Source organism: Clostridium saudiense (assembly GCF_000577815.1).
Lineage (GTDB): Bacteria > Bacillota > Clostridia > Clostridiales > Clostridiaceae > Clostridium > Clostridium saudiense.
In genome coordinates this window covers 21855-37613 of sequence record NZ_CBYM010000018.1, presented here as the reverse complement: position 1 = coordinate 37613, position 15759 = coordinate 21855, and the positions used below count along the sequence as shown (strand labels likewise).

The 15759-nt window shown below is 25.7% G+C and carries 10 protein-coding genes; all 10 read right to left on the bottom strand.

The genetic code is table 11. The features are described from left to right. Positions 1–20 precede the first annotated feature (20 nt). The 10 genes from TY07_RS10120 to TY07_RS18365 all read right to left on the bottom strand — a co-directional run bounded on the left by TY07_RS10120 (position 21) and on the right by TY07_RS18365 (position 15740). Positions 21–2321 carry a UvrD-helicase domain-containing protein gene (locus TY07_RS10120; protein WP_052330688.1) on the bottom strand — a complete coding sequence of 767 codons (2301 nt, stop codon included), beginning with the start codon at positions 2319–2321 and terminating at the stop codon, positions 21–23. Continuing rightward, the gene (locus TY07_RS10115) at positions 2308–4980 is read right to left on the bottom strand and encodes a hypothetical protein (protein ID WP_042399063.1); all 2673 of its coding nucleotides are present in this window, start codon (positions 4978–4980) and stop codon (positions 2308–2310) included. Before TY07_RS10115 ends, TY07_RS10120 begins: the two co-directional genes overlap by 14 nt. Then, positions 4973–7411 (bottom strand): UvrD-helicase domain-containing protein, encoded by a 2439-nt coding sequence (locus TY07_RS10110; protein ID WP_042399060.1) that lies wholly within the window; start codon positions 7409–7411, stop codon positions 4973–4975. The genes TY07_RS10115 and TY07_RS10110 overlap by 8 nt, the downstream gene beginning before the upstream one ends. Positions 7412–7785: 374 nt before the next feature. Further along, positions 7786–8238: a hypothetical protein gene (locus TY07_RS18605; RefSeq protein ID WP_242833251.1), complete on the bottom strand. Its 453-nt coding sequence runs from the start codon at positions 8236–8238 to the stop codon at positions 7786–7788. Between the two features lie 84 nt (positions 8239–8322). Next, complete coding sequence (locus TY07_RS18600; protein ID WP_242833250.1) at positions 8323–8664, bottom strand: type I restriction enzyme subunit R domain-containing protein; 342 nt, start codon at positions 8662–8664, stop codon at positions 8323–8325. Positions 8665–8747: 83 nt separating this feature from the next. Next, a complete protein-coding gene (locus tag TY07_RS18595) occupies positions 8748–9110 on the bottom strand; it encodes a hypothetical protein (RefSeq protein ID WP_242833249.1) in 363 nt (120 codons plus the stop codon). A 359-nt stretch (positions 9111–9469) separates the two neighbouring features. After that, positions 9470–11584: a Z1 domain-containing protein gene (locus TY07_RS10100; RefSeq protein WP_042399057.1), complete on the bottom strand. Its 2115-nt coding sequence runs from the start codon at positions 11582–11584 to the stop codon at positions 9470–9472. 168 nt (positions 11585–11752) lie between these two features. Further along, on the bottom strand, positions 11753–13708 hold the full coding sequence (locus TY07_RS10095) for a hypothetical protein (RefSeq protein WP_042399054.1): 1956 nt from the start codon (positions 13706–13708) through the stop codon (positions 11753–11755). Between the two features lie 115 nt (positions 13709–13823). Beyond that, positions 13824–14090: a hypothetical protein gene (locus tag TY07_RS10090; RefSeq protein ID WP_042399051.1), complete on the bottom strand. Its 267-nt coding sequence runs from the start codon at positions 14088–14090 to the stop codon at positions 13824–13826. A 186-nt stretch (positions 14091–14276) separates the two neighbouring features. Beyond that, complete coding sequence (locus TY07_RS18365) at positions 14277–15740, bottom strand: GIY-YIG nuclease family protein (RefSeq protein ID WP_198133991.1); 1464 nt, start codon at positions 15738–15740, stop codon at positions 14277–14279. Between the last annotated feature and the right edge of the window lie 19 nt (positions 15741–15759).

The window sequence follows — 15759 nt, the reverse complement described above, 5'->3', positions numbered from 1 at the left end:
CTAAATTTAATATAAAGTATTTACTTAGTATACCAAGCCGCTTTATGCCCAGTAGATCTTCCACCATTTTTAGCAAAAGCTAATTTTAAACCATAATTATTAAATGTATCAATCAAATCTTTTATCTCCATACCAGCAATAATCCAGAAAGCTCCCCCTTTACTTCTCTTATCCACAAACTTAATCTTATGTTTAGCTAACAATGGCTTTACAGTCTTATCAATTATATCTACTGTAATATTTACTTCTTTATAATTAGACTTTACTTTAGCTGTTTCTCTTGCTTTACTTTCTTTATTTATGTTAATGTTTCTATTATAGTCAATATTATTTTTATTATTTTCTTTAACTACTTCTTTTATGTTTATTGTTTCTTTTATATTACTAGGTTCCTCAATATTTAAAGTAGTTTGCTTTCTAAGCCTATCATTATCAACTGGTTCAAAAATCTTTACATTTTCCATTAAACCATTTGATATATTTTTATTAGAAATTATTACTGTATTGATCTCTTCAACAGCTTCATTTATTTGTTCTTCTTTTTCTTTTATCTCTTCTATTTTCTTTGTAAATTCTGCTTGAATTTTTTCTTGTATTTCCTTTTCTTTAATTTTAAATAATTTTCCATTACCAATATTATCATAATGAATCTTAGCCTTTTCAATACCACTCTTGGTAAATCCACTTGCAACATAATCTTTTGATTCAAAATCAAATATAAATTCTGAAATAGTTTTTTCTGTTGCACATCCATTTGCAATTAAGTATAATTCTTCTCTTGCTCTACTCATGGCTACGTACAAAAGCTTTTTTTCTATATTTATAAATTCTAATATATCATCATCTAATAATTCTTTTTGTTTACTATCATTACTGTTAGACATTTTATCAAGTTCATTTAAATTTGGATAATATTTTTTATTAAAATCAGTTATAAATACAATATCAAATTCTAATCCTTTAACATCATAAGGATTAGTGTAAAACACTTGTCTCTCCTTACCTTGATCAAATTTTTTATAATAACTATTTATATCTGTAAATGTATGATATATCAAATTCTGCTCAAGATATAACCTAAATGAACTTTTTCCATAAGTCTTTTTTTTAACTTCTTCTCTATTAATAATAGCTATAGTCTTTTTAGAATTTTCAGCATGTATCTTTTTAATTTTTTCAGCAATATACTTTGCTGCTGTTGCAGAATCTTTTGTTCTATGAATAATTGGTCTATCTCCTTCTTTAACAAATTGCTTTTCAGATAGTTTATCCTCGTTATCATAAAAATTCAACGAATTAGCTAGTCTAACTATTTCAGCAGTAGACCTATAATTTTTCTTTAATACCTTTTTTCTTCCCTTTTGCTTAACTTGTAATCCTAATTCATCATATTTTACAGGACATTTTTTATATATTCTTTGGTTTGCATCTCCTGAAAGTACAATAGACTTTTTAGTTAATTTACAAAGAGCTAAAATTTGCATTGGATCAAGATCCTGCATTTCATCAACAAAAATATAGTCATATTTTAAATCATGACTAATTTCATATTCTTTTTCTAATATTTTTAGTGCATAATCTTCCAAATCCAATACTAATCCATATTTATTATTAGAAAGTTCTCTTTGATACTCTTCATATATCTTAAAAATAGTTTTTCTTTGACTTCTTGTAAGTCTTATACGCTTACTTCTACCAGTTCTTTCAGTTGAAAGATATTTATCAAGCGTTGTAAATCCCATAGCCTTTAGCCATGATATCTCTTCAGTAACAAACTTCATATCATGTGTAGAATATAATTTTTCTTCTTTACTTAATGCTTTATATTCATCAAACCTTGCTTCAGTATATTTTGAATGAACACTTGCTATACGCCTTAATGCATCTCCACCTTTTTTATTAATTGTTTCAATTGATAACTTTCCAATTCCTCTATCTATAACTTTTATTTCTTTAAGTATTGAAGCTGCCATCTCATGGAAAGTTTGAATATTAACATCATGTCTATCTTTATTTTCATTATATTCAGCACAAGTCTTTAATCTCTTTTTAGTATCTTCAATTAAAGTACTATTATAAGTTACGTAAAGTATTCTTTTACTTTCTTCTCTAACTAATATATTAATAAACTTATATAATAAAGTTAAACTTTTTCCTGTTCCTGCATACCCTTCTATTAATAATTGATCTTCCTCTTGCTCAATTATATTTATTTGCTCTTGAGATAAATTAATTCCTTCTAAATAACTATAGTCCTTAAAATTTTGCCATATCTTTGAGAGCTTAGTAAAAAACTCTAACTTTTCATTACTTACTGTCAATTACAAACTCCCCTTTCTTACAAAGATAATTATGTGGGCACATTCTACAATGTAACCCATTATTATTTTGTTCTCCCTTTAAAAACTCTTCAATAAACTCTTTATAATACCTGTCTCCATTAAATTCACCTTTATTATATCTATTTCTTATCTTATTATTTTCTGTAACAATATATTTACTTTTTAATAAGTATAAAGCATCAATAGATTTAGGATAATTAACACCTTCAAAATATCTATACTCCCTTAATCCTTTACGTGAAAACTCACAATCTAAAATATTCTTTTTCACTACATCCTTCCATTGTGGAAAAAGAGGTAAAACAAACTTAAGCATATTTAAATAACCATCTTCTATATTATTTTTAAATATACTAACCAATGCTGAAAAAGTTAATTTATGATGAAAATCTGAATAATAAGCTGGATTTCCTTCTAAAATTGATGAATATAAGAATTTATCTCCACAAAAATCTAAATCTCTAAAAGCAACTTCTGGAACACTATTCACATTATCTAAAATATTTTTCTTATCATAATTGGTTATAAAATCAAAATCCATATCTTTTTCTTCTACAAACTCACTACCATCCAAAAATTGTAATTCATCTTCTGCTTTTCCATAAAGTGCTTCTATTTGCTTAAGGAATATTGCTTTGCTATCATCTTTTCTTAACCCTTCTATCCAGCTAAATTCAATATTTCCATCATAATTAATAATTAAATTAGCTAATGCGAATTTAAAATAACTTTCACCAGCTTTTCTACTATCCTCTTGAAGTTTTATTCCCTGTAAAACTATATCTTTACTTCTACCTATAAGGTTATTTTGAAAAATATATTTTAAATCATTAACTGAAAGTACCTTATCAAATTTCTTAAGCCTCTCAACATATTTTTCATATGCCTTATAGGACATATCTCCTAAATATAAAGTTCCATTATTGCTCTTTAATAACTTATCTCTATATATTAACCCTTCTAATTGATCTACTGAAAAGTCCTCTTCTTGCTCATCTATTTGCTTTTTCTCTAGACCTAACTTAACATTAAATAAATCTTTTAATTCATCTCTATGAAGCTCTACTCCAAAGTCCTTAGGATTACTTAATACTGCATATATTCTTCTAGCTACCTTCTTTTGCTCTTCACTACCATTGTTATATAAATCAACAATGTATTTATTTCTATATAAAGGTATAAGCAAATTAAAATGCTCTTCTATATTTATTAAACCACTTTCATTTTCAAAAGCCTTTAATAAAAACCTCTTCAGCTTTAAAGTTACTTCTAACATATTATTTACTGTAATTTTATACTTTTCAACATCTACATAACCAAATGCTTTAAATGGATTTGATAAAAATTGTTTTGTTGGATTTTTCTTAATTCTATCTTTTGATTGTTCATAAAACACATCACTAATTTCTTTAACTTCTTTTAAATTTTCTATTCTTATAATAATTTCCTTTAATGTAGTTACACCGGAAAAATATTCTGAATTATCTACTAAATAAGCTTGTAATCTTAATCCATTCCATCCCTTATATTCTATCCAGCCAGATGTAATCATCTCTCTATATGTATCAAAATCAATCTTTATTTCATCTTCAACAACTTTGCAATTGTATAAATTAAATAAGAATCTACCTATTGAATTTTGATAACAATTCTCTTTTAAGTTTAAGCTATCCCTTTTCATAATTGACTTTAAACTATCTTTATATAAAGTTATTACGTTTTTATCTTTTATTTTTTTCTTAAAGTCATATACTTCCCTATAGTTTTTACTAGAAATCTTTTCTTCTAAAAAATCTACTACTTCTTTCCCTTCAAGAAAATTGATATATTTTAAATTTTCTCTCTTTGGATTACAGTACTTTTTATTTATATTAATATTAAATAAAGTTGTATCTCCATATACCATATCCCAACATTTATTAACTATATTTAATGAGCTAAAATAAGGTATAACAAAAGTTATTTCAAACCCTGCACATCTTAAAATTTCTGCAACTAAATATCTTCTTAAATCAAGGTTACTAATATTAAAGAAATATATTTTCTTTATATCATTATTTTTACTATCCATTATTTTCTTAGTAACTTTTGCTTTATTTTCATCTACTTTCGCTATATTAGATAAATGTTTCTCAATTAATTTTTGGGGAAACTTTATAACTTCATTAATATTTAATATTTCTCTACTTATTTCTTTAAACAAATCTGTTTTAGAAAAAACATTGAATATATCCTTTATTAATTTTAACTTTATATCAATTGTTTCATAACTTAATTCTTTAATCCCAGCCTCTGCTAAACATCTAAAATCACTATATACAACTGAAATATTATCTTCTAAAAATTTAAGCTCTTCTATTTCTTCTTTAGACTTAATAGTTTCTCTAACTTTGTATATAGATTTTCTAAGCTCACTCTTTAACTTAACTTCATTTATAGTATCTGTCCAATTAGGATATAAGTTGTTAATAAAGTTTTCAATATCAATTACTCTCCAATCATCTTCTTTAGATACTTTTGAAACTTCTTTTATCATATGTGAAAGAGATGTATTGGCTGTAATATACACTGCATCATTTTCAACAACTAATTGTTTATAATACTCTCTAGAATTATTATGGGTCTCTACCTTATACATAAGTTCTTGCTCCTCCTATTAAGCTCTTCCAATTGTTAATACCTTCTGTTGCGGCTAATCCTGCCGAATTTAAATATAAGTTTTTCTTACATCTAGTCATTGCAACATATAGAAGTCTCGCCTCTTCACCAATTATTTCACTTTTTTCATCCTTTAAATAATTAGAATAATTAGAGTTACTATATTCATCATCACCTAATCTTACTTTATATCCAACTTCAACAGTATTTTTATTTGTTCTAACAATAACATCAACAGCCTTACTTGTAATAAACCTATTGGTTAATTTAGGTAATATTACATAATCATATTCTAATCCTTTTGCTTTATGCACTGTGCTGCACTGAATAAAATCTCTTTCATAAAATGATGATGGTTTTCTAGTATCTACTGAATCATCTGTTGATATTTTCAATCTTAAAAATTGTTCTAATGCTGCTATTGAAGAAATATTATCCGAAAAATTTTCTTTAATTAAATATAGTAAATGCTCTAAATTAAGTTTATATTCAAGGGTTTTTATCTTTGCAATTTTTTCTGCATCTCTACCATTAGCTTTTGCTCTTAAATATTCTTTTGTATAATATCCCCTTATAGGATTAAATTCATCATCACTAATAATTGAATCTATTATTTCTAAAACATTCTTTTCTTGAACTATATCTCTATACTTTGTCCACTTCTTATCATCTAATATAGATGATAAATACTCATTAACTTTCTCTCTACTTTCAGTAAGTATGATTCCTTTATTTATATTTTTATTTATATATGGAGTTTCGACAAATGAATATAGTATAGACGTAGAACTTGTATCAACAAGTGCTTTAATCATTATATAAAAATCTCTTACGGCCTCATGCCTATAAAAACTACCACTTATATCAACTCTACAAGGTATACTATTTTTATCACAAAACTCTTTAAATTCTTTAATATCATTATTACTTCTAAATAATACTGCTACGTAATCATTTGAATCTTTGTTTTTCAATACATCATGATAGAAATTTGCACACTCTTCGTTATACTCTGGTAAAGAAACATATTTTATATTAGAGATTTTATCGCTATTTATAAGAGAATAAATATAATCCTCTTCTTTATATCTAAATCTATCAACTCTACTGTCTATATTAATAAAAATATCATTTATTTCATTTAATAATTCACTATCTGTTCTATAATTTCTAACCATAGTAAATTCTTCTAATAAATTATTATTTTCTTTTAATGCTTGTCTTAATCTATCAAAAGCAGTATGCTCTGCCCCCCTAAATCTATATATACTTTGCTTTTCATCTCCTACTACCATTAACTTTGCACCTGTAACATTACAAAAATTAGCTACAAAGTCTATTTGAATGTTATCACTATCTTGGAATTCATCTACCATAATTAAATCGTATTCACCTTTAGCTTCAGTAAATAACTCTCTATAGGATAGTTTTTTCATTAAATCAACTATTTCTACTTCGTACTCTTTATTTTCTTCTAAATATTTTTGAGCTTTTTCTATTACTATTTTTACTATTTGAGAAAAGTTCTTTTCATCAACTCCAAAATCCACATTATAATTTATATAATTAACGTCTATTGAATAATTATCTAGTTTGTTCCATATTGAAAGTAATTTTGCTTCTATATCATAATGAGGATAATATTTAATCACATTATATAATTCTCTATGCTCTTTATATAAATCATTTAGTGCTTCTGTTATTGCTTTTTGCCTAAAAAACTTAAATGATCTTACTTTAACATTTTTATTGATATTTATATTTTTACCATATTTATTAATAAGTCTTTTAGAAAATCCATGTATTGTACTAATTGTACATCTTGTAGCTTCATCCATCATATCTAAATACTTTGGATCCTTTGTGACACTAAAATATCTCTCTAATACTGAAATTAATCTTTCACGCATTTCCCTACTTGCTTTATTAGTAAATGTAATTAAAGCTGCCTTATCAAATGTAAAGCCTTGAATTTTCTTTCTTAGATATATTAATCTATTTATCATAGTAGTAGTTTTACCAGTACCTGCTCCAGATACTATTATGTAATTTGAATTTTCATATGATGTAATAATCTCATATTGGTTATTATTAAATTTTGAATCTTTATCCTTACATAACTTATCATATAGTTTTGTATTTTTTATATCTCCATCAATTGCAATTATTTCATTACCATCTGAAACCTGCTCTTGATTCTCATAAACAAATAATAAATTATTATCTATCTCATTTTTAAATATATTTAAATCATATTCATTTAATTCTAACTCTTCTTCTAAAGTGTTACTTAAAAATAAATGAACAGTTATACCTTTTTTAATAAAATCTAAAATTCTTTCTATATCTTCCTCTAAAACCTCAGTAAAATATAATATTAATGAATAATTAAACTCAGTTATTTTATCCATATCTTTCTCCTTATTTTTTTATTATGACAATATATTTCCTTTATTTATATTATATCAAAGCTGTTTTATTTATTGTGTCGAAAGCTATGTGTAATTCATTAAAAATTCAAACTATTCACACATAAATTAATACATATTTTAGAATAATATTCTAATTTCTAATATTGTTGTAAATAATAACCTAAACTTTATTCTTACTTTTAATTATTTTAAATAAAAATAAGAAGTTAATAATCCTAAAATAAGATTATTAACTTCTTTAAAATTTTTGTATAATTTTTGTATAATTTTTGTATACTTTTTAATATTATTTATTAGCTTGATCATAAATCTTTTCTGATACATAATGAATCATAAAGTTTTGAAGATTACCATTAAATAATTATTCTATCTTCTTCAGTAAGTCCAATACCAAAAACATCATTAATTCTTTGAATTATATCATCTAAATAATCTTCATTATCTTCAGCAACTCTTGATGTTGCAGTTTCAGATATTCCTACAAGTTCTCCATCTCCATAGCTTAGAGAAATATCAAAACCTTGTTTTTCATCTTTACCTAGCTGTTGTAGCTTATAACAATCTAAACTTAATATATCATCTAAGTTTACTCTTTCCTTACCCTTCTTAGGTAATTTCTTTAATAAAGCAACTAAGTAAACTTGAAGTCTTAAAAGATTTAAATTCTTTAAAGGATAAATTTGAAGTAAAAAGTTATAGAAATTTATATACTTTTGAGCTTTTTTCTTAAACTCATCAGCTTCCTCTTCACTATCATCTTCTAGGAAAGAATATCTTTCTACTCCTTTATCTATTATGCTATTCATCTTTGCATCTTGTGCTGATGTTCTTTTTTCTTTATAGAAAAGAGTTGAAAAGTCATTTACTTCTTCATCATGATAAATTCCATATTAATGTAACTGATACCATAAATCATTAACTACATTAGGATCAGTAACCTTATCTATATTAGTCATTTCAAAATAAGGAGCATATGCTGCTTGAATATCTTCTACATCATTTTGAAAATCTAATATAAAAGTTTGTTTATTAGGATAAGTTCTATTTAATCTTGATAAAGTTTGTACAGTTTTAACACCATCAAGCTTTTTATCTACATACATTGCACAAAGCTTTGGTTGGTCAAATCCTGTTTGATATTTTTCTGCAACTATAAGTATTTCAAACTCATCTTTATCAAATATCTTAGGTAAATTAGTTTCAGTAATATCAGTTGCAACACCTTTATTCATTGAAACTTCTGTATACTCTTCCTCTTCATCCTTTACTGTTCCTGAAAAAGCAACTAAAGCTTTTATATTATATCCCTTTTCCTTTATATATCTATAGCTAGTTTATATCTTACAGCATGAAGTCTACTTGCAGTAACAACCATAGCCTTTGCTTTTCCTTCAATCCACATTATTCTATTTAGCATAAAGTCATCAACTATTGTTTCAACCTTTTGTCTTATATTATGTGCATTTAAACTAACAAATCTATTTACAGCCCTCTTAGCTTCACCCTTATCAAATTCAGCATTATCTTCAATCTTCTTTCCTACCTTATAATAGACACTAACTGGCATATAGTTTTTAAGAACATCTAATATAAACTTTTCCTCTATAGCTTGCTTCATAGAATATAAATGGAATTCATATGGCTTTTCATCATCACCTATTCTGCCCAATATTTGCATTGTTTTATTTTTAGGTGTTGCTGTAAAAGCAAAGAAGCTAACATTTTTTTAAATTAGTTCTCTTTTCTATAAGCTCAGACATTTTATCCATACTAGACTTTTCTTACTTTTCTTCTTCTGTCTGTTCTTTTACCGCTTCTTCTAAAGTTTTACCTGCTAATGTTTCCTTTAATGCACTCATATTTTCTCCTGCAGTAGAAGAGTGAGCTTCGCCTATAATAACTGCATATTTTCTTTCATCTAAAGAATCTATCTTTTGAAGTACATAATTTAATCCATCTCCTTAATTTATATGATTATCTGTAGTTGTGTCTTAAAAATATTTATAACTTGTCACACTGACTTAGAAATAAATATTTTTATTTTAATATCTCAGATGTATAAACAGCCGTATCAACATCATCTTGTATTACTAACACTGGCCAATAAAATTCTGTTCCTCTCCAACCAAGTTCTTCTGATCCAGTTTGTTTCATTAGCATTAATGTTGGTTCTTCAATTGCCATTAATTTTGCTTTTTTCAAGTCATTATCTCTATTATATGGCATATCAGAATAATATCTTGATGTTTTTCTTAACCTAGATATTTTTCTATCTATACCTACATATACATTAACATAATTTTTACTTAAATAATTAATTAAAGAAATAAATGCTTTTTCATCAATACAATTATCACTTTCAATTTCTATTGACTCATATACATTTTTTATTATTTCACAGGCCTCTTCCCTGCTTATTTTATAACTTCCTTGTAATTCTCCATGATTCCTTTCCTTAAGAATATTATCTATCACTTCTATGTTTTTCTTAATATATGTTTTAAATCCTGTTTGGAAACCTACGGGAGTGGCTGTTTTTCCTGGTCTTAATACATGTGTGTTACTAATCATAATTTTCTGAGGAGAACATGGAATTACACGTCCATTTTCATCCTTGCTAATGAAAATAACACCTTTTTCAAAATTACCTTGTTCAAAATCCTCTCTTAATTTCGCATCAAAATCATTAATCTTAGACATTCTATTATACAAATCCTTAGTTGTATAAAATCTAGTTACAGCTAAATCCTCTTTGCTTCTATATCCATACATTCTTGAATGTTGCAGCACAGTATCCTGTTGCATTTTTTGCGGTGCTCTACCATAATAAAATCCAATAAGATTAGCAATAGTTATTCCTCTATCTAATATTTGTCCACCTATAAATATATTAAGTGGTGTCCTAAGCCTTAATTGTCCATCTTCATCTAATAAAGCATTAATGTCATTTTCTGAATTTACAATAACTTTAGTTACCCATTGTTCTTTTATAGATCTTTTTACATATTTATTAACTTCCTCTAAGGAAGGTACCTCAAATCCATACTTATTAACTGAGTTAGCTAAATCATTATATCCTTCTTCAATATACTTATCTAAAAGTTTACTATCACCATTAACTTCTTCTTCTAACTTTTCAATTAACATACTTATTAAATTTTCTTGCCTACTATGAGCAGCCTTAGATATTTCTGTATGAATAATAAAACTAAACTTATTTTTCTTTCCTCTTGGATTTCCACCATTTTGGATAATTCTTATGCATCCAGCTACAATAAAATTAATTATTGATGTTCTAAGTCCTGTTACCTTATCACTAGTTAAAACTTCTTCATCTTTAAATCTTCTTCTATCAGAACTTTTAATTATTTGTAATTCTGTTTCTTCTATAGCATGAAATAGATACTCTCCTAATGGATGTTTATCTCTATCAAAGTAATACTCTCCACCTATATATCCTTCTCCATGTGGTACTAAAACAGTATCAGCTGGCTTTACAGCTCTTATTTCCTTTTCTCCACTTAAATCAATAGTTTCTGGTTGTAAATATAAAGAATATGGTGTAGCTGTTACTTGTATAAACTTACATGTAAGTTGCAATCTTAAATCATTTATTTGAGAAGCTATTCTTCTTAAATCAAAATCTTCTGTTTCTTTATTCTTATCATAACCTATACTACAGAAATCTGCCTCATCATCAATAATTAAACATTTCTTATCATTATGTAAAGCATATTTTTCTATAAAGTTCATAAGTTTTGGAATATTATTCTTTTCTTTCTTAACAACAATAATCATCTTTTTATCTAATTCAAATTGTGACATATTAGGTGGTATACACATAATATCAAATATTTCAATAATATCATCATCCCTAAAATCATAAAATTCTTGCTTCATTCTAGCTGTTGTTTGCTTTGCAAGTGCATTTGAATTTTTAGTTAGCACCACAGCTAAATCATACCCATTGTCAAAAGCTAATGATATTACTCCTATAAATGATCTAGTTTTACCGCTTTGAATTTTACCTAACATCATTAATGGTTTATCATCTATTTCATCAAGCTTTTTAACAGCTTGCATTACACAATTTAACGTTTTATCATTATATTCTTTACTTTTTACACTAAAAAATTCCCCTTTTAGTACCATTATCCCACTCCCTTTGTCAGTTATCTTTTTATATTATTTATTGTACTATTTTTTAGTTATATATACAATTTCATGTATATTTCTTCAATAAACTCACTATTATTTTATTTCTAAAATTAAAAGGACCTAATTTTTAAATTAAGTCCCTTTAACTATCTAATAATAACACTAATTAGTTTCTACATTATTTAATACATCTATTATTCCTAATTTAAATCCATTAATCATTTCATCAATTTCATCATTAATTTCATTACTTAATCCATTGTCTTGGATATTCTTTTCATAAAGATTAACAACATCTTTTCTATATCCACTACCTTTACCCCAACGTGCTTTTACTTCATCCCAAAACTCTGAATTTTCCTTTGAAAAAGTATCTTCCTTTAATTTATTATAAAAATAATTATTTATTTCTTCCATGTAATTAAAGAAATATTTATTAATATCCTTAGTTATAAATTCCTTAGCTTTTTCCTGATTATTATTCAATTTCTTTCCTTTTGCTGATAAATCTAGTTGATCTATTATTTCATCTTTAAAATTCTTGAAACTTCTTTTTATTAAGCTTTCAACTACATTTGCCCCTTCACAATAAATATCATAACTATTATAAATACCAAACCTATTATTAATAGCCCTGAGTGTACTGGGAAATTTGTTACCTATATACACCTCGTACATCTTTAAAATTTTATCTTTTAAGTCCATATTAATTTCTTTATTATTAATATAGTCAACTACTGGAGTTACATCTAATGTTGAGTCTTTTTCAATTTCTCTCTTAATAGATTCATAACTATTTAATGCTTCTTCTAAATCAGACTCTAACTTCGCTTCATAATCATCTATAAAACTAATAATATTATCTACAAATAAATCATGCTCTGCTTGTCTAGCTTCTTTTTTAACTTCTTCTATAGCATGTCTATCATAATCATACTCTTCAAGTTCATCAATTGATATCTTAATTCTTCCTTCTTCATCTAAATATCTTTTAGGTGAACAATATATAATATTTTCTTCTTTAATATAAACATTGTTATCTCTAAAAATTTGAATAACTTGATTACGCTTTTCAGCTATTCCATCTTCCTCATTATCGATAATACCATCACAGCCTACAACCTTTTCTGCTTCTCCATCTCTGTGATTAACTATATACCCTACTCTATTAACTATATCCATTCCATCATCATAAATATAATGATCTACTAAATCTATTATACTTTTAGATGGACTATTAAATTTATCTACAAATAATAAGATGTTGTTTTCACCATCTCTGAAAATACTTTTAATATCACTTCTATCTGTATTTGAAGCAATTTCAAGTCCCCTAGTATCTATAATTTTACTTATTCTATTAAATTTACTAAAATCAAATATATCTTTACTTAACATTACTGTTATTTTCTTTGGTAATGGTGCTTCTTTTATATGTACCAAGTTTATTCTTCTAAATATCTTTTTTATCCAAGATTTTTCGTTCTTGTCATCACATATAAAAGTAGTTTTATTCCTATCTTTAAGCTTTGCATTTTCAATTATCTTTTGCTCAAAACTACTGTAATCTTCTGCATTATACTGTAATATTAGCTCTTTTAGTAAATCAACCTTTTCTCCAGATTCATTCTTTTTCTCAGTTAATCCAGTCATATTTCTACATGCTCTTATTAACTCTGGTGCTAATTGCTCATCAGCAACAGTACTTCCATGTACATTAGAAAACATTGATTTTGCAAAAACAACTAATATTTCTTTAACTTCTTCTACTTCGTATGGAGTTATTGTTATCTTACTTACTTCTTCATCACTTTGGCATATTACAACTTCTGATGTTGTAGTTGCTCCTGATCCTGTTTCTAATACATCTTCTTCTACTATGTACTTTTTCTTAGTTTTTTCATTTATCTTTTGCTTTTCTTGTGTTAATCCTAATAAAAAATCTATAGTTGTTGTCTTTCCTGCACCTTTTTCTGCTATAAAAACTAAAGAATATTGTTCTTGTAACTGTTTTTCTACTTGATTTATTTTATCTTTAATTCTTTTTAAAACTGGTGCATTTTCTGGATAGTTATCTATATAATAATCTATTTCTTTATTTCTATCTTCTAAATTCATTTGCCCTCCTGATATCAGTTATAACTTCATTTATAGCTTGTACTATATCATATTTAATATTAACATAAATACTAGTTTTTTCAATATTTCTGAAATCCTACTTAAATCATAATAATCAAAAACTACTTATAATATTATAAATTGAATATCCCCATCTAATAACAATACTTAGAACAAGAAAAATTCCTATTCTTACTATCCAATGAATAAAACTTCCGCCACTCTTACTTTCAACAACACCATACAAATAAGCATTTCCTGTTATCTTATATGCTAATATATAACTAATCCATCCCACTATAACTGTAACAATTAAATTTAATAATGTATCATCCAAAATAGTAATACTATCTATTACAAATTTACCTATTCCACTAAGCATTAATTATCCTTTCTATGTTTTTAATATAAACAATTTACTCTCCATAATTTTCATTTAAATTACATGGCTATTTACTAAGTTTTAATTAATTCTACTGCTTCATTTACTAACTTCATTTGTTACTCTAATTTATTCATTTTATATCATTATTTCTCTCTTTATAAATTTAAAATCTTCTCTTATCTATTAAACTAATACGTTCTCTTCCTCATTAATAGAAATAGTCTGTCTATACTGCTCAGCCACCATAGTTTTATTAAATTCTGCAGTAGGTTCAATCTCCTGAACTAATGATTCCAACTCATCAATAGAAACATTAAAGAATTCCTTTCTAAAATTAATCTTATTAGTTCTCTTATCATTTAAAATATTATGCAATTTTTGTTCTAATCCAACAGCATCATCAGAGAAAATAAAACTATGTACATCAAATACAAAAGGTACACTAGCATCACCTAATTCATCTACTCTATCTTGTGGATTCAATCTTCTTGTCATACCAATCTTAAACGTCTTGTCTCCAAATGAACCTAAATTACTAATTATATAAACGTAACCCGCCTTACCATTTTGCCTTTTAACAATATCTTCTTTTTTATGCTCAACACCATCTAATTGTTCTTGTAATTCTTGTAACCTAGCTTTTAACTTTTCTAACATTTCATTATCTTCTGAACTAGCTAAAGCTTCTTCAACTTTAGATATCTCTGTCTTATATTTCTCTTCTTCCTTTTCAATTTGCTTCTTTTGTTGCTCTAAAAGCTTTCTTTCCTCAGCTTCTTGTCTCATTTGCTCTCTTAATCTAGCTTGTTCTTCTTTTTGCTGCTCTTTTTTTATGTAATATTCATATTCTATTTCAACTGCCCTTATAAATAGAAACTCTATTTCATTTATAAATTTAACCATAGTATTAAAAATACTTTGATTTCCTTCTGCTGCAATATCTAAGTATTTTTGAGTTGTAGCCTTTACAGCTTCTACAGCCTTGTCCAACTTTTCATATTTTAAGTTATATAAAATATTTTGTTGTTCTGCCTTTAATGCAATTACCATAAGTTTATATATTGTCGCATTTGCCTTAGTATTGTATCTACCTTCATATTTTTTTAGAGCTTCATTTATACATTTTTCATTTTCATTAAATGCTTTCCTTAATTCTTTTATATCCATACAGTGAAGTTTAAGCTTTACTGTTGGATCAAAGTCAACTTCATCATCATGAAATTTCTCTTTCAGTATTAATTCTTCTATATTATCTTTAAATATGTCTTGTTCCTTATACTTTTCTATTATGTACTGAATACTATTATATAATAGTTTAATTTTATTTAGTCTTTTAGTTTCTCTTACTAATTTCTTATCTAATTTTTCAATATCATTATTTAATTTTTCAACTCTTTCAATTTTTTCTGCTTCTTTTGAAATTTCAGATTTTATATTTTCAATTTTTTCACTAAACTTAAAAACTTCATCTTGCTTTTCTAACCTTAACTTTTCAACTTCGCCATTTACTTCATTATCTAAATTCTTTATTTTATTTTCTTTTTCCTTATTTAATTCAAGTATATTATTATTAAGCTTATTTAACTCTATACTTTTTTCTTCAATAGCCTTTCTTAATCTAAATAACTCTTTAATTTTTTCAAACATATTTTTTCCTCCTACAACC